We start from the raw sequence: 20,127 nt of genomic DNA, 5'->3' as shown, positions 1-20,127 counted from the left end.
TAAACAGACACTGGCTTAATTTTTAATTTCTGTTATTATTTAGGACGTTAAGACAAATAATATAGATTGGAGAATGATAACTTATGGAAATTGCAGGATTTGGCGTTGAAGAGTGGTTAAATGTCTATGAATCTAAAGCTACGTATGATATTGCACAAAGAACGGTTTCATCGATGACAATGAACGAATTATTAAATATTGGTCAAGAAAATGGTCAGGATTTTTATCGTGATTTAGATGCACAAAAGATGAATTATGGTTGGATTGAGGGGTCCCCAGCTTTTAAAGCAGAGGTTAGCAAACTTTATAAAGCGGTTTCGCCGGAACAAGTTTTACAAACTAATGGTGCAACAGGAGCAAATCAACTGGCACTATACGCGTTGATTGAACCTGGTGATCATGTGATTTCTATGTATCCTAGTTATCAGCAACTCTATGATATTCCTAAATCATTAGGAGCTGAAGTCGATTTTTGGAATATTTCTGAAAAAAATCAATGGATGCCTGATTTGGATGAATTACGAGCAATTATTCGACCAGATACTAAAATGATTTGTTTAAATAATGCGAATAACCCAACGGGAACAGTAATTGAAACTAAACTAATGACTGAAATCGTTAAAATTGCAAAAGAAGTCGGCGCATATGTATTAGTTGATGAGGTCTATTTACCTTTAGATGATACAACGGACGTAAGTTCAATTGTTGATTTATATGACAAAGGTATTGCGACGAATAGTTTATCAAAAACCTATTCAACTCCCGGTATTAGAATCGGTTGGACGGTTGCTAGTCCAGCTGTTACAGATATTTTTAGAAAATACCGTGATTATACGATGATTTGTGCAGGTGTATTTAATGACCAAATGGCTGTTCATATTTTAAAAAATAAAGAATTAGTATTGGATAGAAATCGACAAATTGTGAAACGAAATTTAAAAATTTTAAGTGATTGGGTGGAAAATGAGCCAGCAGTTAGCTTAGTAGTGCCAAAATCTGTCTCGACTTCATTTATAAAATTTGAAACAATTGAAGATGATGAACAATTTTGTCAAAAATTATTAAAAGATTATGGGGTTTTATTAGTACCTGGAAGCCGATTTGGTGTGCCAGGACATGCAAGATTAGGTTACTGTGCTAAAGAATCCGTTTTAGTAGAAGGATTAAAACGCTTGTCACAAGCATTACATGAATAAGTTTAGTGCATCAAAGAGAGATAAAAAGTAGATTTACAAGTTACTTTTTATCTCTCTTTTTGTGGAAAGTAAAATTAGATGATAAATCAAAAAGTGTGAGCTGGTTCACACTTTTAATGTAACCGATTTCACACCAGAAACTGTAGACTGTTGATATACTCCAAGCGAAACGACCGGCAGAGGAGGGTGTCATGATAAAAATACAGTAAAAGGATAACGCCGCTATCTATTTGGTATAAAACAATTAAAGGAGGAAATTATAATGGATTCAACGACAACAATGGAAAAGGTACCTAAAAAGAAATTTAAGTTAAAAATGCCCGGCGCTTTTGTTATTTTATTTATATTAACGATTGTTGCAGTTATGGCAACATGGATTATTCCAGCGGGCTCTTACTCTAAATTATCTTATGATCAGGCAAGTACGGAATTAAAAATTACCGATGCGCATGGGAATGTAAAAAAAGTTCCTGCGACACAAAATCAATTGGATAAACTTCATGTCAAAATTGATATTAAACAATTTACATCAGGTGGTATTACGGCAGCAGTATCAATACCTAATACATATCAGCGATTGAAGCAAAATCCGGCAGGACCAGCTGATATCACAAATAGTATGGTTAACGGGACAATTGAAGCCGTAGATATTATGGTCTTTATTTTAGTCCTGGGTGGTTTAATTGGTGTTGTTAAAGTCAGCGGCGCGTTTGAATCAGGTTTAATTGCGCTAACTAAGAAAACCAAAGGTCATGAATTTTTATCAATTTTCTTTGTTTCAATTTTAATGGTTTTAGGCGGAACTCTTTGCGGGATTGAAGAAGAGGCAGTGGCCTTCTATCCAATATTGGTACCAGTATTTATCGCGATGGGCTATGATTCGATAGTCTGCGTGGGGGCAATTTTCTTATCCAGTTCTATTGGGACCACATTCTCTACGATTAATCCGTTCTCAGTTGTTATTGCGTCAAATGCAGCCGGAATTGATTTTACGCAAGGTATGATTTGGCGGATTGTTGGTTTGATTGTCGGGTCTATTTTCTTAATTATTTATTTAGGACGTTATAGTAAAAAGGTTAAGGATGATCCAACAGCTTCAATTACTTATGAAGATAGTAAAGACTTTAATCGATTATGGTCAGTATCTTCAGGTGAAGGTGGTAATAAATCAGTTTTCACTATTCGTAAGAAAATTATTCTATTATTATTTGTTGTGACATTCCCAATCATGGTTTGGGGCGTTATGGCAAAAGGTTGGTGGTTCCCAACGATGGCATCTTCATTCTTGGTATTTGCTATCGCCATTATGTTCTTAACAGGTACAGGTCGAGATGGTCTAGGTGAAAAGGGTGTCATTGATGCTTTTGTCAGTGGTGCATCTAGTTTAGTTGGGGTGTCATTTATTATTGGACTTGCCAGAGGGATAAATATCGTGTTAAATCAAGGATTGATTTCAGATACCATTCTTCAATATGCGTCATCTTTAGTTGTTGGCGTAAGTGGACCAATTTTCATAATTATCATGATGGTTATTTTCTTCTTCCTTGGATTTATCGTACCTTCTTCATCCGGATTAGCCGTTTTAGCAATGCCAATATTTGCGCCATTAGCTGATTCTGCAGATATTCCAAGATTTATTGTCGTTTCTGCTTATCAATTTGGACAGTATGCAATGCTTTTCTTAGCACCAACAGGGTTAGTTATGGCAACACTTCAAATGTTAAATATCAGATATTCGCACTGGGTAAAATTCGTTTGGCCCGTCGTTGTCTTTGTTCTATTATTTGGTGGTGCACTCTTAGTATTACAAGTCTTAATTTATTAAAGTAAGAATTATCATAAAAATAATGTACTTTTAATGTTTCTCATTTAATAATTTTAAAAACACGGTAGTGGAAGCGTTTTATAAATGTAATATACGATATTGAACCGTAAGAATCCTCATAATGAGAAATAGTTCACATTATAGGTGTAAGCGTTTACTAATATAGGCTAATTATTCCTGTTATGCTATGCATGTAATAAATATATGGGAGGTAATCATTATGACAAGTCCAGTACACGTAACATCAGAAATCGGAACTCTTAAAACAGTTTTGTTAAAGAGACCCGGTAAAGAAGTTGAAAACTTAACACCAGATATCATGGGTCGTCTTTTATTTGACGATATTCCATACTTACCTGAAATTCAAAGAGAACATGATTTTTTCGCAAAAACATTGCAAGACAATGGCGTTGAAACAATTTATCTTGAAACATTGGCTGCAGAAGCTTTAGATGCAGGAAATGTAAAAGAAGAATTCTTGGAAAAAATGTTAGATGAATCAGGTTTAGTTTCTAGCACACTCCATGCTGCATTGAAAGAATATTTACTTTCAATGGAAACACAAGATATGGTTGATAAAATTATGGCTGGCGTTAGAACAAATGAAATCGATTACAAGTCAAATGCTTTAGTTGATTTAAGTTCTTCTGAAGACTATCCATTCTTTATGGATCCAATGCCTAACCTTTACTTTACACGTGACCCAGCAGCATCAATGGGTGATGGTTTAACAATTAACCGTATGACATTCGCTGCACGTCGTCGCGAATCATTATTTATGGAATACATTATGGAATACCATCCACGTTTTGCTAATAAAGGCGTAAACGTATGGCGTAGTCGTAACCATCTCGACCGTATGGAAGGTGGAGACGAATTAATTTTAAACGACCACGTTCTTGCAATTGGTATTTCGCAACGTACTTCAGCTCGTTCAATCGAAGAATTAGCACAAGTATTATTTGCAAAACACAGTGGCTTTGATAAGATTCTAGCAATTAAAATCCCTAATAACCGTGCAATGATGCATTTGGATACAGTGTTCACAATGATTGATTACGATAAATTTACAATTCATCCAGGAATCCAAGATAATGGCGGAAACGTTGATACATTTATCTTAGAACCAGGTAAAGATAACCACATTAACATTTCACATCGTACAGACTTACAAAATGTCTTACGTGAAGTCTTAAAAGTACCAGAACTTATCTTAATTCCAGTTGGTAACGGCGATGCAGTAGTTGCACCTCGTGAACAATGGAATGATGGTTCAAATACATTGGCAATCGCTCCTAATACAGTTGTAACTTATAATCGTAACTACGTTTCAAATGAAGTCCTAAGAAGTTATGGAATTAAAGTTATTGAAGTTATTTCAGCCGAATTATCACGAGGTCGTGGTGGTCCACGTTGTATGAGTATGCCTATCGTTCGTGAAGACTTAAAAAAATAAAATTTAAAAAAGGTGGAAATTAATATGTCAAACACAGTCTTTCAAGGTCGCAGTCTTTTAGCAGAAAAAGATTTTACTCCAGAAGAATTAGAATATTTAATCGATTTCTCAATTCATTTAAAAGATTTGAAAAAACGTGGAATCCCTCATAAATATCTTCAAGGTAAGAATATTGCCTTACTTTTTGAAAAAAATTCAACAAGAACACGTGCTGCTTTCACAACAGCATCAGTTGATTTAGGTGCTCATCCTGAATTTCTTGGAAAAAATGATATTCAATTAGGTAAAAAAGAATCAGTTGAAGATACAGCTAAAGTATTAGGTAGTATGTTCGACGGTATTGAATTCCGTGGATTCAGCCAAGATGTTGTTGAAGGATTAGCTAAATTCTCAGGCGTTCCTGTATGGAATGGTTTAACTGATGAATGGCATCCAACACAAATGATTGCTGATTTTATGACTGTTAAAGAAAACTTTGGCAAATTAAAAGGCATCACATTAACATACGTTGGGGATGGCCGTAACAATATGGCTAACAGCCTTTTGGTAACTGGATCAATGTTAGGTGTAAATATTCATATCGTTGCACCTGACTCATTACAACCAACTGAAGAAGTTCAAAAATTTGCTGCTGAATTTGCTAAAAAATCAGGAAGCAAGAACATGATTACTTCAGACGTTGATAAAGGGGTTAAAGGTTCAGATATTCTTTACACAGATGTTTGGGTATCAATGGGTGAAGAAGATAAATTCGAAGAACGTATTAACACATTGAAACCATACCAATTAAACATGGACATGGTTAAAAAGACTGGTAATGAAAATATGATCATCATGCATTGTTTACCAGCATTCCATGGCATTGAAACTGAATATGGTAAAGAAATGTTCGAAAAATATGGTGTTAAAGAAATGGAAATTACTGACGAAGCATTCCGTAGTAAATATGCGCGTCAATTTGAAGAAGCAGAAAACAGAATGCATTCAATCAAAGCAATTATGGCTGCAACTGCAGGAAACTTATTCATTCCACGCGTTTAATAACATTATGATAGTTTGTTTTTAACGGTGAAAGTAACTTAACAGGGAAGTGTCTCTGCAAAAAAATAGGCTGTCATTAGGGGGACTAATCTGGAGCAAGACTTTAGATTAGGTCCCTTTTTATTTTTAATAAAGAAAGTAGGCAGTTAAATTATGGACGAAAAACATACAGTTAAAAAAATTAGTTTAATGGCGCTAGTCGCGTTAGTTATTAGTTCTTCTATTGGTGGTGGGGTCTTCGGACTAACCTCTGATTTAGCCAATGCATCTTCACCCGGTCCTGCTCTAATTGGTTGGGTAATTGTCGGAATTGGTATTTTGATGTTATCTCTTTCATTGAATAACTTATTAAATAAAGAACCAGATTTAGAAGGTATTTTTACTTATGCAGAAAAAGGATTTGGACCATTCGCTGGATTCATCAGTGGTTGGGGTTACTGGTTATCTGCTTGGTTAGGAAACGTTGCATTCGCTACAATCTTGATGAGTGCGGTTGGTTACTTTTTCCCTATCTTTAAATCAGGACAAAATCTACCTTCAATTTTAATTGCAAGTATCCTTTGCTGGGGATTAACATACTTTGTTAATCGCGGTATTGAAGGTGCAGCAGCAATCAATGCGATTGTTACGGTCTGCAAATTAATTCCAATTTTTGTATTTATTGTTGTTGCTATATTCTTATTCAAGATCGATATTTTTACAGCTAACTTCTGGGGCACAATGAGTCATAACTTCGTTGTTGGCGATGTCGCTTCACAAATTAAAAAATGTATGATGGTTATGATGTGGGTCTTTGTAGGTATCGAAGGGGCATCAATGTTGTCTTCTCGTGCAGAAAAGAAATCTGATGCAGGTAAGGCTACAATCATTGGCTTAATTAGTTTATTAGTCGTTTACGTTTTAGCTTCAATGTTACCATACGGTATTTTGACACAAGCACAATTAGCTTCAATTCATCAACCAGCAATGTTATATATTGCTGTTGAAATGGTTGGACCAGTTGGTGGTTACGTTATCGGTATTGGCTTAATTGTTTCAATTTTGGGTGCATGGTTATCATGGACAATGCTTCCAGCAGAAACAATGTTATTAATGGCCAAAAGTAAATTATTACCCGGTTACTTTGGTAAAGTTAATGATAAAAAAGCACCAACTTTTGCTTTAATCGTAACAGGCGGATTAGTACAATTATTCCTTTTCACGCTTTTATTCACAGATAAGGCTTATAATTTTGCTTATTCACTATGTACAGCTTCAATTATTGTTTGTTATATCTTAGTTGCGATGTATCAAGTTAAATACTCAATTCAACATATTGATGAAAAAGGCAATAAAGCACAATTAGTATATGGTTTAATTGCGCTATTATTCCAAGTTGCCGGGATTATTATGGCCGGTATCAGTTATTTATTACTCTGTTTAATCGCTTACATTCCAGGGATTTACTTCTATGGGAAAGCAAGAGTAGCACAAGGTGAAAAATTCTTATCAAAAGGCGAAATAGGTATAACCCTGGTTATAATTATTGGTGCTTGCATTGGTATTTGGTTAATTGCTTCAGGAAAAATGGTTGTTTAATAAATAAAAAAATGAGGAGTCGATTAATATGTCAAGAAAAATTGTTATTGCTTTAGGTGGAAATGCTATTTTATCAAAGGATGCTAGTGCTGAGGCACAACAAAAAGCATTGCGAGAAACAGCTGAATATCTTGTTAAATTTGTTGAAAAAGGGGATAAATTAATTATCTCTCATGGTAATGGTCCACAAGTTGGGAACTTATTACTTCAACAAGCAGCTGCAGTTTCTGAAAAGAACCCAGCCTTACCATTAGATACTTGTGTTGCAATGACACAAGGAAGTATTGGTTATTGGATGCAAAATGCATTGGATAATGCATTGGTTGAAAAAGGAATCAATAAAGAAGTTGCAACTATTGTGACACAAGTTATCGTTGATCAAAATGATGCTGCATTTAGTAACCCAACTAAACCAGTTGGTCCATTCTATTCAGAAACAGCTGCTAAAGCAGAAATGGCTGCACATGAAGAGATGACATTTGTTGAAGATGCTGGTCGTGGATGGCGTCGTGTTGTTCCTTCACCACGTCCAACTGGGATTAAAGAATACAAAACAATCGATCAATTAACAGAAAATGGTGTTATTTCAATTTCTGTTGGTGGCGGTGGTGTTCCTGTTGTTGAAGAAAACGGTAAATTACATGGCGTAGAAGCTGTTATTGATAAAGATTTCGCTTCAGAAAAATTAGCTGAATTGGTAGATGCTGATTTACTTATTATTTTGACGAGTGTTGATAATGTTTATGTTAACTTCAATAAACCTAATCAAGAAAAATTAGAACAGGTAACTGTTTCTGAATTAAAAGAATATATCAAAGAAGATCAATTCGCTAAAGGTAGTATGTTACCTAAGATTGAAGCTGCGATTGAATTCGTTGAAGCAAGTAAAAAGGGTCGCGCAATTGTGACATCTTTAGAAAACATCAGTCAATTATTAGATAATGATGCTGGGACAGTTATCGTAAAAGGTTAATAAAAAGCGATAGTTAAGCTGAACTAGCTAACAAAGTTGTAAGGTAAATTGTGGCCAAGGAATATCCATGTTAAAATGATAAAGGAGAGAGTTTAGGGAGTTAGTAATTAGTGGAGGGGATCAAACAATGCAAAAAATTAAAGCAGTACCCCAATATATGCAGTATTTAAGAAAATTATCAGATTTTGAAGCACTTACTGATGAAGAAGCCAATTTACTAATGAACAACATGAGTATCAAATCGTTCCAAAAAGGTCAGGTTCTTTTTGACGAAAATGATCAACGTACACGTTTTTATTTTTTAATAGAAGGCGTAATACGGGTTGAACGATTTGATATTGATGGCGACTTTGGATTTTATTCATATATCAAAAATGACTTAGGATTTCCGTATCGAGGCTTACTAAGTGATAAAAATTACCCTTATTTAGCGAGAGCCATGACGGATATACAAATCGTCTATTTCCCAATGGCCTTAGTTGAACGGATATTGAAGCAAAATATTCTGATGGCTACTCGATCAATAAGGGAGATGTCAACAATTCTAAGCGCTACAGAGAATCAAGTGCAAAGAATGGTAACGTCTAGTGCTCATGATCGAATTGTACAAGCTATCAATATTTTAGCAGAACAATTAGGTGCTGATTTCACAGAAAAGCATGTCGTTATTCCTTATCGTGTCACGATTAAAGAGCTAGCGTTAGTTAGCGGGACTACTCGTGAAACAGCCGGACATGTGATTAAGTGCTTGGCTAAAAATAAGGAAATCATTTTTGAACGGCAGCAATTAACATTGTTGGAAGGTTGGTTTGCTGATCAGAGTTTTGACCGGCAAGAACGCATCTTTAAATTATAATCTGAATAAAAAAATGATCATATGACTTTGGCATATTATGGCCAGGTCATATGATTATTTTTTTAAAATAAAATTGTAATTAAACCGATTGCTAATACTACTTGAACAAGCATAATACCACCAGCATAAAGTAATAAACGCTTGCCTTGACTAAATAGTGATTTTAAATTTAACCGAAGGCCAATAGCAGCTAAGGCGATTATTTCACACCATGTACTTAGAAAATGTGCAGTTTCACCAATTCGTGAAGGTAAAAAATGTAAACTATTAAGGACACAAAGTGTTAAAAATCCAATAACATACCAAGGAACTAAAGTTGATTTTTTTGTTGTTACTTGTGACGCTTTTTGGGTAGGTTGATTCTTGCTGTGTAAATAGCTAAAAATAGTAATAACAAATACTAAACAAATAATTCTTAATATTTTGAACAATGTAGCAGTTACGATGACATCCTGATTTAGCATAGTTGCACTTGCAACTACTTGCCCAACAGATTGCACAGTTCCACCAATTAAGACACCTCTGAAAACATTGTTACCACCCCAGAGGAGGGTTCCAATAATAGGTAATGTTAACATTAAAATGGTTCCCATTAGATTAACTAACGTAATTGAAATTCCAGTTTCTTCATTATCAGCATCAATAACTGGGGCAATTGCACCAATGGCTGATGAACCACAGACAGCATTTCCACCGGCCATTAATAAGTAAGTACCTTCACCAAAGGCTAATTTTTTACCTAGCCAAATTGCAAAAATAATTGTGATACTCATTTGAAGAAAAGTAAAAAGTAAGCCATTTAAACCAATTTCTTTAATACTTTGAAATGTGATAGTCGCACCTAACAAAAGAACTGAGTATTCTAATAAACGTTTCTCAGAAAATTTAGTTCCGGCCGTTAGTGTGGGTTGATGTAGAACAGTATTACCTAAAATGATTCCAATGAATAAAGCAATAGTTGCACCACCTAACATGGGCAACCAAAGTTTAGCAATAAAATAGCTGGCAAGCCCAATTAGTAAGGCAACGATAAATCCTGGTAGTAAGTTAGTTATTTTTTTCAATATGATCATCCTCTCTAAACAATACTTTAACTATAGCTGATTTCTTTTAATTAATAAAATAAATCTTTATAATAAGTACTATTAATAAAACGAATGGAAGTGGTTAATATTTTTAAAAATTTAGAAATTTTTAAATCAGTTTATGAAACAAGGAACTTTACTACTAGTGCGCAACTACTATTTTTATCACAACCAACGATTTCAGTTCAAATTAAGCAATTGGAAGAAACATTAGGTGTTATGTTATTTGAAAGAAATGGCCGACAACAAATTGTACCTACCGAGAGTGGAACGCTACTTTACCAGCAAACACAGCAATTACTAGATTTATGGCAGCAAGATTTATTTGCCTTAAAACATCAAAAAACTGATCAGAAAATTGCCTGTAAAATAGCTGCCTCACACACCACTGCAGCATACTTACTACCTGACCTGTTACGCAAAAATAAGGAATCTCTAAAACGATTAGAATTAGAAGTTAGCGTTCTTAATTCATCACAAATTATGGAACAATTAAAGCAACATAAGTTAGATTTTGGATTTATTGAAAAACCGTTGACTGAGAAGAATATTAAACGTTACTCGTTGACGACTGATCAATTAGTTTGGGCTGGTAATGAGGATGAGCCGTGGTTACTTAGAGAACATGGATCAGGTGTTTATCATTATTCAATTAACTACTTAAAAGCAAATAATTTAACGTTAGAGCACTTCATGACGATTAAAAGTAATTCATTAATTATTCAATTGCTCAGACAAGGTATAGGGCAATCAATTGTTTCACAGACTGCACTGACTGATTACCCAGAGATACCAGTCAAAGTACTATCAAAACAGTATCAGCGTGAATTCTACCTTGTTGGAAGAAACGAACTACCAAAGCCAATTCAAGAATTTGTAACTTGTTTAATAAATGAATCTTCTAAAGTATAGATTAAGGTTATCAGACTTAAGTATAAAATAATTAGGTTAAATAAATTGCTTACTTTTAGTAAGTGTGATAATTTAAGTTTATTAAATAAATTGGGGGTATCAATCATGAACACTAAATTATTAGGATTACATCATATTACAGCTATTACTTCAAGTTCACCAAAAATGTTTCATTTTATGACAGAAATATTAGGATTACATTTAATTAAAAAAACAGTAAATCAAGATGATGTTAGAACCTATCATCTATACTTTACGGATGATATGGGATCGGCAGGAACCGATATTACCTTTTTTGATTTTCCGGGTTTATTTCAAGGCACAAAAGGAAAAAATGGTATTTCGAGAATTGGATTTAGAGTTCCTAGCGATGATGCCCTAGATTTTTGGGCAGAACGATTTGACGATTATGATATTAAACATGATGAAATTGAAATGAATTTTGGCAGTAAAACAATGAATTTTTATGATTTTGATCATGAGCAATATCAATTAATTTCTGACGAACGTAATCATGGTGTGGAAGCTGGGACACCTTAATTATATAGTCCGGTTCCCAAGATGTTCGCAATTAATGGGTTAGGAACAACAATTATTACAGTGGATTATCCAGAACGTATGGATATTGTGTTAAGACAATTATTGGGATTTGATAAAATTGCCACAGAAAATCAACGTACATTATATGAATTGAACGATGGTGGACATGGCGCACAAATTATTATCGAAGAAGACCAAGATTTACCGAATGAGATTCAAGCATATGGAACAGTTCATCATATTGCTTTCAGGACAGAAGATGAAGAGTCATTAAACTATTGGATTGAACAAATACAAAGAGTTGGTATTCGTGATTCAGGTTTTGTTGACCGATTCTATTTTAAATCAGAGTATTTCCGTCCTGGTGAAGGTGTATTATTTGAAATTGCAACGGATGGTCCTGGATTCTTGCAAGATGAAACATATGAAGAAGCTGGTATTCACCTAGAGTTACCACCATTTTTAGAAGACCAACGTGCAGATATTGAAGCTCACTTAGTTAATTTCAATTCAGACAAGAAGTTATAGATATGGCAGAAGCAATTACATCTTATAAAGCTGGTAGGGTTGGCAATGCGACAATCTTAATGTTGCATGGAACTGGTGGAACGGAATCAGATTTACTATCAATTGCAGATTTTTTGGCTCCAGATAGTCCTAAAATTGGCATTCGTGGACGGTTAATAGAGAATGGTTTAACACGCTATTTTGCACATTTACCGGATGGTGATTTCGATTTAAATAGTTTATCTGTAGAGACAAATTGGTTAATGACTGTAATTAATGAGTTAGCTGTGAAGTACGCTTTTGATCCAGAAAAATTAATTGTCCTAGGTTATTCTAATGGGGCTAACGTTGCCTTCCATTCATTATTAACGGAACAGGCACTATTTAAAACAGCTGTTTTACTACATCCTATGGTGTTATCGGAAAATATTAAAGCGACTGTCGACTTAAGTGATATTAAAATTTGGGGTTCATATGGATTTTTAGATCCAATTGTTTCAAAATCAAATTTTGATGAACTAAAGAAGTTTTGTCGAGAATTTAATATTGAATTTACCAGTTTTGAGGCTGAACAATCACATCAAATTTCAGAATTAGAATTACGGAATGCTAAACAATGGTTAGATAAGACCAATAGATTAAAAATTGAGGAATAATATAAGATGATTTCATTTAATAGTAACGAATTATCGGCTAAAAATCAGTACAAATTAATGTCTGGTACATTAATTCCGAGACCCATAGCATGGGTTACTACTGTAAATGAGACGGGACTAATTAATTTAGCTCCGTTTAGTTTTTTTAGTGTTGTATCGGATACGTTGCCATTAATGTCGATATCAATTAATCGACGTAGAAATGGTGAAATGAAACACACCGCGGCTAATTTAGTTAGTTCGAAACAGGCTGTGGTCCAATTACCAACACGTGAATTAATGGAATTTGTTAATCAGAGCGCTGCTAGTTTTGGACTAGACGAGAGTGAAGTTTCCGAATTGAAATTAACAACGGTTCCTAGTAATAAGGTATTGGTGCCAGGGATTGATGGTGTTAAAGCGAGGTTTGAAGTTATATTGAACCAGTATGTTCCTATTATGGATGATGGTAAGATTATTACGGATTTATTTATTCTTGAAGTGGTTTGTTTTCACATAGAAGATGATGTTTTGGATAAAGAAAAAATGTATATTAATGCTAAAAAATTAGATCCAGTGGCGAGGCTGGCTGGACCAGAATACGCTAACTTAGGAGAGCAATATAAATTAATTCGACCAAAATAGTTAATATCAAATTAGTAATTCTTTGATTAGCCATTGTTGTATGGATTGAATAATTATATAGCCGTTATTGACATATAGTAAGTGTTATTGATGACAGTATTTATTATTAAGGGCTACACTACAAGTATAAATAGTATAGGGGGATACAATTATGGGATATCAAGCAAGTCAAGAAGAACATTCGATTGAAATCACCAATGTTCAATCATTAGAAAAATTAGTGGAAGCACGTATGGAAAAGGGTGCATTTGGGTATATTGCTGGTGGAGCTGAGGATGAATGGACGTTACGCGAAAATACAAGTGCATTTAATCATAAGCAAATTTCACCTCGAGTTTTACAAAATATCGAAAATCCGGATTTATCAACAACATTTATGGGTATTGATTTACAAATGCCAATGATAGCAGCTCCAGTTGCGGCACAGGGGCTAGCCCATGAACAAGGTGAAATTGATACTGCTAAGGGGATGGCCGCAGTTGGTTCAATTATGTCGCTTAGTACGTATTCAAATAAAACGATTTCAGAAACATATAATGGAGGAACTGGTGGACCTCAATTTTTCCAATTGTATATGAGTAAAGATGATAAATTTAATCATTTTTTATTAGATCAAGCCAAAGAAGTGGGGATGAAGGCTATCATATTAACAGCTGATTCAACACTAGGTGGTAATCGTGAAGCTGATAGTATTAATAAATTTATCTTCCCTCAACCAATGGCTAATTTAGCTGAATATGGTGAAGGTGAAGGACAAGGAATCGCAGCTATTTATGCTAATGCTAAACAAACATTGAGTTTAGCAGATATTAAGAGTATTTCTGATTATACTGACTTACCCGTTTTCGTTAAAGGTATTCAATCACCATTGGATGTTGATGCTATTATTGAAGCTGGAGCTAAAGGTATTTGGGTTTCAAATCATGGCGGTCGGCAACTAGATGGCGGACCTGCATCGTTTGATGTTCTTGAGTTAATTGCTAAGAAGGTCAATAAACGAGTGCCAATTGTCTTTGATAGTGGCGTTCGTCGTGGTTCACATATATTTAAAGCGCTTGCTAGTGGGGCGGATGTCGTTGCCATTGGCCGTCCAATGGTTTATGGGCTTCATTTGGGTGGTGCGAAAGGCGTTCAATCAGTCTTTGAACATTTAGCTAAGGAATTAACAATTGATATGCAATTAGCTGGAACAAAAACGGTTGATGATATAAAAAAAACGGAACTTATTTAAAGAAAACAATAAGGGGATACAATTATGCTAGTTATTAATTACATTCATGGAGAAGAATTACAAGCAACTTACAAAACAGCTGCTGCTTTTGTTGCGATGATGGAATTAGAAGTACCCGAATTTGAAGATTATTATGAAATTACTAAAGTGACAGAAGCTGGTAAAGAAATCGAATTATCGGATAAAACAATGGGCGGTTTATTTAACTTATTATTAGCACGAGGATAATTTTTATTGATGAAAACGGTTCATTGTTAACTATTGTTAAATAGTAACAATGATGTTAGGCATTTAAATAGTATTTAAGATACTAAAGTATGACCCAATTATATTTCTATTGGGTCATACTTTTTAATTTATAAGAAATACGTTTGTTATTGAACTAGCAAACATAATAAGTCGTTAGTTAATAAGTTCTTTCATATTATTAACTGTTTGGTGCTTCAATTTGTGAGAGAAAAAAATACAGTACTAGAAATATAAAAATAATATCTGTTACTGTATTTAAATCCGATTTAAAAGATTTATAGCATAGAGTATTTTTGTTTCACGTGAAACATTGGATCAATTAAAAAATTGATAAATCAACATACTTATTTTGTAAAACCTTAAAATCGTAGGTTGCTAAATTTTGGATATCTTCTAAACCATCAAACATTGCTGTATAACTTCCAGCAAGCATTAGATTTAAGGGAATACCTTTATTTTGGCGAACTAAAATAACAGGTTTGCGATTGGCATGAGCATAACCACATTCCCAAACAGTACCTGAGTCAGCTTCATCATTGTTTTCTTCCAATTGATAATCAAGAACTGCAACAACGATATCTGCTTGATCAATTTGGCGAATATCATTTTGGAAGGTAGCTGTTTGCCATTCAAATGTGCCGAAGTCCGCATCTGGATATTGAACGTTTCCTGGAAGATGAATTGCATCTGCGTTAATTGTTGGATTTTTACTTAGGAGATCGGCTACCAAATCTAATCGTTCTTTTTGTTCTGGAGTGAAAAAGGGTCCTGCAAGATAAACGCGTTTTTTTGTCATTGTAAACTCCTTTTATATTAATAATGTAAGTATACTAATAATTAAAAAATAAATCAATTAATAATTCGGCTATTAATCTTTTAATGATAAATAAACATAATATTCCATAAACATGATAACAAAAAACGAACTATACATTTGTATTTATTATAGTTATTCGCTTATAATGACGTTACATTTTAGAGAAATAACAGAAATAAAGGTTGGTTATGTCATTTTCAGTAAAATAAAGGTAATTATTCAATAAAAAAGTAAACGCTTTCTTGAATATCTAATTAAAATGGACTAGTATTAATAAGAATGGACAAATACAGTAAGCGGAGGAGATAAATATGCAAGTTAAAACAAAGGATTTTGGAAATGACTATGATTTAATAACGATTATAAATGATAATGGGTTTGAATTATCACTCACAGATTTAGGGGCTAGAATTGTTAGCCTCAAGGTACCCACAAGTACTGGAAAACGAGAAATTGTTCTTGGATTTGATTCAGCAAATGAATACTTAGAAAAAGATAGTTTTATTGGCGCTTCAATTGGTCGTGTTGCTGGACGTATTAAAGATGGTAAATTCAACATTAATGATCAAAGCTACCAAGTGCAAATTAACGAAGGTACAAATACATTGCATGGTGGTACGCCAGGATTTGATACTAAAAAGTGGACGTATAAAATAAGTGAAAACGAAAATGAAATAGCTGTTATTTTTCATTTAGATAGCCCAGAAGGCGAACATGGTTTCCCTGGAAACATGGCAATTGATGTAAAATATCTATTAAATAATGATAACATTTGGCATCTTGAAACGACTGCTAAAACGGATAAAGATACACTATATAATCCAACAAATCATGTTTACTTTAATGTTATGGGTGACGTCACAGAAACAATAGATGACAATTTATTACAAGTAGATAGCGATAAGTTTGCACCATTAGAACCCGATTCAATTCCAACAGGTAAAAAGATGTCTGTTGATGGAACGCCTTACGATTTCCGTCAAGCTAAGACATTACATGACGTTTTCACAAGTGATTTTGCTCAAAAAAATCAAGTTAATGGTATCGATCATCCCTTTTTCTTGAATAATCCTGCAGTTGGTAAAGAATCAGCAAAATTAGTTAGTCCAGATAAAGAAGTTTCTGTCTCAGTTTCAACTGATGCAACAAGTTTAGTTATCTTCACGGCTAACTTTGGTGAAGTAACGCCAATTATGCATGGTAAAAAATTAGCTAATCATGCAGCAATTACATTTGAAACACAATCAGCACCTGGATCTGAACAATTCCCTGAATTTGGTGATATTGTTTTACGTGTAGGCGATACGTACAAAACAGTTACAGAATTTAAATTAAATTAATTAGTAATCAACTGAGACAGTCATGGTAAAAATAGTGACTGTCTTTTTGTCGTTAACTTACGAGTGTAAGTCATACCATTTTAGTCGAGAAAGATGTAGACTTTAGTCAGGATAAAACGAAGGAGTGTATAAATGATGACAGAAATAAAAAGAGTATTAGTTGTTGGATCGAATGGTCGAATTGGCCAAAAAGTAACAAGTAAATTAGCTGATAAAGGTTACCAAGTCTTGGCGGGTTCAAGACATACAGATAATTTAGATAAAGGTAATATTACTTATGTCTATGTTGATTTGTTAGAAGGTATAGATAAATTAGTCAAGAATATGCAGGCTGTTGATGCCATATTATTTGTTGCTGGTTCTGGCGGCAAAGACTTAATGAAGATTGATCTAGATGGGGCAGTTAAAACGATGGAAGCAGCTGAAATAGCTCATGTTAAGCGTTTTGTAATGTTGAGTTCCGTTTACTCTTTGGATAGAGAAAAAATTGAAGTTTCATCATTAAGAGATTATATGACTGCTAAGTTTTATGCTGATAATTGGCTAATGAAGAATACGCAATTAGAATATACAATTCTTCAGCCAGGCACCTTAGTAGATGAGCCAGGTACTGGTAAAGTAACATTAAATGATGGTCAAGCGGGCTCTAACTCACTTGAAAACGTGGCAGACGTCTTAGTTTCAGTTATCGCACATGATAATACAATCGGAAAAGTAATTACGATGCATGATGGGGATACAGATATCAAAGATGTCCTGTAAATAATTAGAAATTTCGACACAAAAAAAGAGGTTTACTCAGTTAGTTACTTAACGGAGTAAACCTTTTTTATTTAGAATTATTTAGTTGACTCATTTACGATACCGCTATCTTTAGTTGGTGAAATAGCCCAGAGTGAATCGTAATTATATTTCCCTGTCGTATCAAAAATTGAAGTTGTAAAATCTAAAGTTAGTTTTGCATAATAATAAGATTTGTTAATTACAGAACTTGTTGTACCATCACTAAGACTTGATGAGGGTAAATCGAAAATCGTCTTATTAGAAGAGCTGAAATCAATTTCATTAGAAGTTGTTGGCTTTTCTTAAAAAGTAAGCGTACCGCCATTTGAGCTTGTTTGAACTAGGATAATCGAATCTTTTTAATAAGCGGACTTAAAGTATAATTGATAGTAACACTTAAATTCTAGTTAACTTAAAAAAAGGTTATTAATGACTAAAGGCTCTACCTTTAATGGTTATAAAGTGGGGGTAGGTAGGAATCATTCTATTTAAAAATTGATTGTACACTTTCAGTAAATGGTTTGAAAAAATTAAACCTAAAAAAATACTTGTAAATAACATGTAAACGCTATATTAATTGGCGTATATGGACTTAATCATAGAGTTTCTTCTGATAATATTACAGTTGAATCTTATGTAAATTATATGGTACTATTAGGTAAAGGTCAACGTCCCCTTTTCAAGCATTGGCTTAATCAATAAATGGGAGGAATTTATATTATGAAAAAGAATTTATTTTTAATTGCAGCATTAGTACTTGGTTCAACAGCAGTTGTTGGCTCAAGTGTTTCAGCGGATTCAACAGATGGTAAAGGTACAGCTAGTTTAAACATTGAAGCAGGTACTTTTACTCAAACGGGTGCACCATCGTTCAGTTTCACAACAAAACTAAATGAAGCATTAGTTACGACTGGTACAGATATTACATCAACTGGCGCAAAAGATGCTTCTCAAGCTTTAGATGTAGCCGATTACGTAGGTACAGATAGTGGTTGGAATGTTACTGCACAATTAGGTGTGATGGCTGATGCTGAAGTTAAGGTTAGCTCATTAGATCTTGCATCTGCTACAGTTAAAACAGACTCAGATGCTACAGCATCTGCTGCTACTTTAACACCAGCTGGTGCTGCAGCTCCTGTCGCGACAGCTACAACAGGCGCTGGTGCTACAACATTGTCATATGCTGACAATAGTGCAACATTAAAACTTGGTAAAAATACTAAAATTGCAACAACTTCAGCTGATTTAACATGGACTGCAACTCAAGGAAATGCTAGTGCAGCAGCTTTTAACTAAGCTAATTAAAACGTAACAGAAAAAAGACCGCCTAAGGCAGTCTTTTTTTTTAAGGAGAATCGAAATAATGAAATTAAGAAAAATAGTTTTAAGCTTTTTAGCTATCGCGATAGTCACACTTATTACTGTATCGACCAATGTCTATGCAAAGTCTAATAGTGCCGGGTTTACGGTAGCCAAAGTAACGCCTGCTAATCAATATCGAGAGGCAGCACAATTTGATATTAAAATGAACCCTAACTCAACACAGACATTGGCATTGAAAATTAAGAACTTAGAAAACGATACTAAAACGATTGTTGTGAGCCCTAATAGTTCATATACAAATACGAATGGACTAATTGTCTATGATAAGACAAATGTAAAAAAGCCAGCGACTGCTAAGTATCAATTTTCAGAACTTGTCTCAAAAAAACAAGATGTTGTGGTTGGACCTAAAAAAACAGCAACAGTTACGTTTACAGTGAAAACACCCGCTACGTCATTTTCCGGTATTATTTTAGGTGGCTTTAACGTACAAGAAAAAGTTATTAAGGAAAAGAATAAAGGAAAAGGTATTTCAATTACTAATCGATTTGCGTACGTTGTTCAAGCAGTCATTAGAGAATCTGAAACGGTCGATAATCCTAATCCCAAAATGACAATTGGCGATTCTAAAGTGGTATTGAACGCATTTAATAAAGTTTCACTACAAACAAATATGCAAAATGATGTACCCATTGTGATTGGACCAACAACAATTAAAGCAACTATTACAGAAGATAGTAGTAGTACTGTTTTATATGACAAAACAATTAAGGACGTTGATTTTGCACCCAACGCTAAATTTAGCTATGCATTAGACTTAACTAAAGCCAAGTTAATCGCTGGTAAATATGATGTCCATTATACCGTTACCGGAAATAATAAATCTTGGAAAGCAACGAATTCATTTACAATTACTAAAGCCAATATTAAACAGATTAAATCAGATAATAAGGCAGCAGAGCCTCATATATCTTGGTTATTGTGGTTAATTATTGGTATTATTGCTTTATTAATTTTATTAGTTTTATTCTTACTTTTTATTATTTTAAAAAGAAGAAAAAAAGATAAGGAAGAATCACTAGAAAATAAGTAATCAAAATGAATGGTAATCAAAAAGACGTCTAATTTTTATTAG

At 33.9% G+C, this 20,127-nt stretch carries 18 protein-coding genes and 1 pseudogene; 17 read left to right on the top strand and 2 right to left on the bottom strand.

Annotation, left to right across the window (positions count from 1 at the left end; translation table 11 throughout):
* Positions 1-83: 83 nt before the first annotated feature.
* The 7 genes from AC1RPJ_RS00165 (at position 84) to AC1RPJ_RS00135 (ending at position 8,925) form a co-directional block, all read left to right on the top strand.
* The gene (locus tag AC1RPJ_RS00165) at positions 84-1,196 is read left to right on the top strand and encodes an aminotransferase (protein WP_481761109.1); all 1,113 of its coding nucleotides are present in this window, start codon (positions 84-86) and stop codon (positions 1,194-1,196) included.
* A gap of 262 nt (positions 1,197-1,458) precedes the next feature.
* Positions 1,459-3,021 (top strand): YfcC family protein, encoded by a 1,563-nt coding sequence (locus AC1RPJ_RS00160; protein ID WP_481761110.1) that lies wholly within the window; start codon positions 1,459-1,461, stop codon positions 3,019-3,021.
* A 220-nt stretch (positions 3,022-3,241) separates the two neighbouring features.
* Positions 3,242-4,477, top strand: coding sequence for an arginine deiminase (gene arcA, locus AC1RPJ_RS00155; RefSeq protein ID WP_409021880.1), 1,236 nt, complete (start codon positions 3,242-3,244; stop codon positions 4,475-4,477).
* Between the two features lie 24 nt (positions 4,478-4,501).
* Positions 4,502-5,518, top strand: coding sequence for an ornithine carbamoyltransferase (gene argF / locus AC1RPJ_RS00150; RefSeq protein WP_481761111.1), 1,017 nt, complete (start codon positions 4,502-4,504; stop codon positions 5,516-5,518).
* Between the two features lie 153 nt (positions 5,519-5,671).
* Complete coding sequence (gene arcD, locus AC1RPJ_RS00145) at positions 5,672-7,096, top strand: arginine-ornithine antiporter (RefSeq protein ID WP_481761112.1); 1,425 nt, start codon at positions 5,672-5,674, stop codon at positions 7,094-7,096.
* Between the two features lie 28 nt (positions 7,097-7,124).
* Positions 7,125-8,069, top strand: coding sequence for a carbamate kinase (gene arcC / locus AC1RPJ_RS00140; protein WP_409021884.1), 945 nt, complete (start codon positions 7,125-7,127; stop codon positions 8,067-8,069).
* A 127-nt stretch (positions 8,070-8,196) separates the two neighbouring features.
* Positions 8,197-8,925, top strand: a complete 729-nt coding sequence (locus AC1RPJ_RS00135) for a Crp/Fnr family transcriptional regulator (RefSeq protein ID WP_481761113.1) — start codon at positions 8,197-8,199, stop codon at positions 8,923-8,925.
* A 62-nt stretch (positions 8,926-8,987) separates the two neighbouring features.
* On the opposite strand, the gene AC1RPJ_RS00130 is transcribed toward AC1RPJ_RS00135, so the two are convergent.
* Entirely contained in the window at positions 8,988-9,998 is a 1,011-nt protein-coding gene (locus tag AC1RPJ_RS00130) for a YeiH family protein (RefSeq protein ID WP_481761114.1), read from the bottom strand.
* A gap of 84 nt (positions 9,999-10,082) precedes the next feature.
* Between AC1RPJ_RS00130 and AC1RPJ_RS00125 the strand changes: the two genes are divergently transcribed.
* The 6 genes and pseudogenes from AC1RPJ_RS00125 to AC1RPJ_RS00100 all read left to right on the top strand — a co-directional run bounded on the left by AC1RPJ_RS00125 (position 10,083) and on the right by AC1RPJ_RS00100 (position 14,708).
* Positions 10,083-10,922, top strand: coding sequence for a LysR substrate-binding domain-containing protein (locus tag AC1RPJ_RS00125; RefSeq protein WP_481761115.1), 840 nt, complete (start codon positions 10,083-10,085; stop codon positions 10,920-10,922).
* Between the two features lie 105 nt (positions 10,923-11,027).
* Positions 11,028-11,990 (top strand): annotated as a pseudogene (locus AC1RPJ_RS00120) (ring-cleaving dioxygenase).
* A 2-nt stretch (positions 11,991-11,992) separates the two neighbouring features.
* On the top strand, positions 11,993-12,625 hold the full coding sequence (locus tag AC1RPJ_RS00115; RefSeq protein WP_481761116.1) for an alpha/beta hydrolase: 633 nt from the start codon (positions 11,993-11,995) through the stop codon (positions 12,623-12,625).
* A gap of 6 nt (positions 12,626-12,631) precedes the next feature.
* Positions 12,632-13,249: a flavin reductase family protein gene (locus AC1RPJ_RS00110; protein ID WP_481761117.1), complete on the top strand. Its 618-nt coding sequence runs from the start codon at positions 12,632-12,634 to the stop codon at positions 13,247-13,249.
* 151 nt (positions 13,250-13,400) lie between these two features.
* Entirely contained in the window at positions 13,401-14,480 is a 1,080-nt protein-coding gene (locus tag AC1RPJ_RS00105) for a lactate oxidase (RefSeq protein WP_481761118.1), read from the top strand.
* A gap of 24 nt (positions 14,481-14,504) precedes the next feature.
* Positions 14,505-14,708 carry a hypothetical protein gene (locus tag AC1RPJ_RS00100; RefSeq protein WP_481761119.1) on the top strand — a complete coding sequence of 68 codons (204 nt, stop codon included), beginning with the start codon at positions 14,505-14,507 and terminating at the stop codon, positions 14,706-14,708.
* A gap of 340 nt (positions 14,709-15,048) precedes the next feature.
* On the opposite strand, the gene AC1RPJ_RS00095 is transcribed toward AC1RPJ_RS00100, so the two are convergent.
* Positions 15,049-15,525 (bottom strand): nucleoside 2-deoxyribosyltransferase, encoded by a 477-nt coding sequence (locus tag AC1RPJ_RS00095; RefSeq protein WP_481761120.1) that lies wholly within the window; start codon positions 15,523-15,525, stop codon positions 15,049-15,051.
* Positions 15,526-15,857: 332 nt separating this feature from the next.
* Here AC1RPJ_RS00095 and AC1RPJ_RS00090 point away from each other — a divergent pair, with 332 nt between their 5' ends.
* The 4 genes from AC1RPJ_RS00090 to AC1RPJ_RS00075 all read left to right on the top strand — a co-directional run bounded on the left by AC1RPJ_RS00090 (position 15,858) and on the right by AC1RPJ_RS00075 (position 20,085).
* Positions 15,858-16,886: a galactose-1-epimerase gene (locus AC1RPJ_RS00090; protein WP_481761121.1), complete on the top strand. Its 1,029-nt coding sequence runs from the start codon at positions 15,858-15,860 to the stop codon at positions 16,884-16,886.
* 132 nt (positions 16,887-17,018) lie between these two features.
* Positions 17,019-17,648 carry an SDR family oxidoreductase gene (locus AC1RPJ_RS00085; RefSeq protein WP_481761122.1) on the top strand — a complete coding sequence of 210 codons (630 nt, stop codon included), beginning with the start codon at positions 17,019-17,021 and terminating at the stop codon, positions 17,646-17,648.
* A 741-nt stretch (positions 17,649-18,389) separates the two neighbouring features.
* Positions 18,390-18,965: a WxL domain-containing protein gene (locus AC1RPJ_RS00080; RefSeq protein ID WP_481761123.1), complete on the top strand. Its 576-nt coding sequence runs from the start codon at positions 18,390-18,392 to the stop codon at positions 18,963-18,965.
* 67 nt (positions 18,966-19,032) lie between these two features.
* Positions 19,033-20,085 (top strand): WxLIP family cell surface protein, encoded by a 1,053-nt coding sequence (locus AC1RPJ_RS00075; RefSeq protein ID WP_481761124.1) that lies wholly within the window; start codon positions 19,033-19,035, stop codon positions 20,083-20,085.
* Positions 20,086-20,127 lie beyond the last annotated feature (42 nt).

This window comes from Dellaglioa sp. CoH-57-MRSF-17, assembly GCF_056782015.1.
The sequence above is the reverse complement of the archived record's forward strand: the minus strand, read 5'-3'. Positions and strand labels throughout refer to the sequence as shown.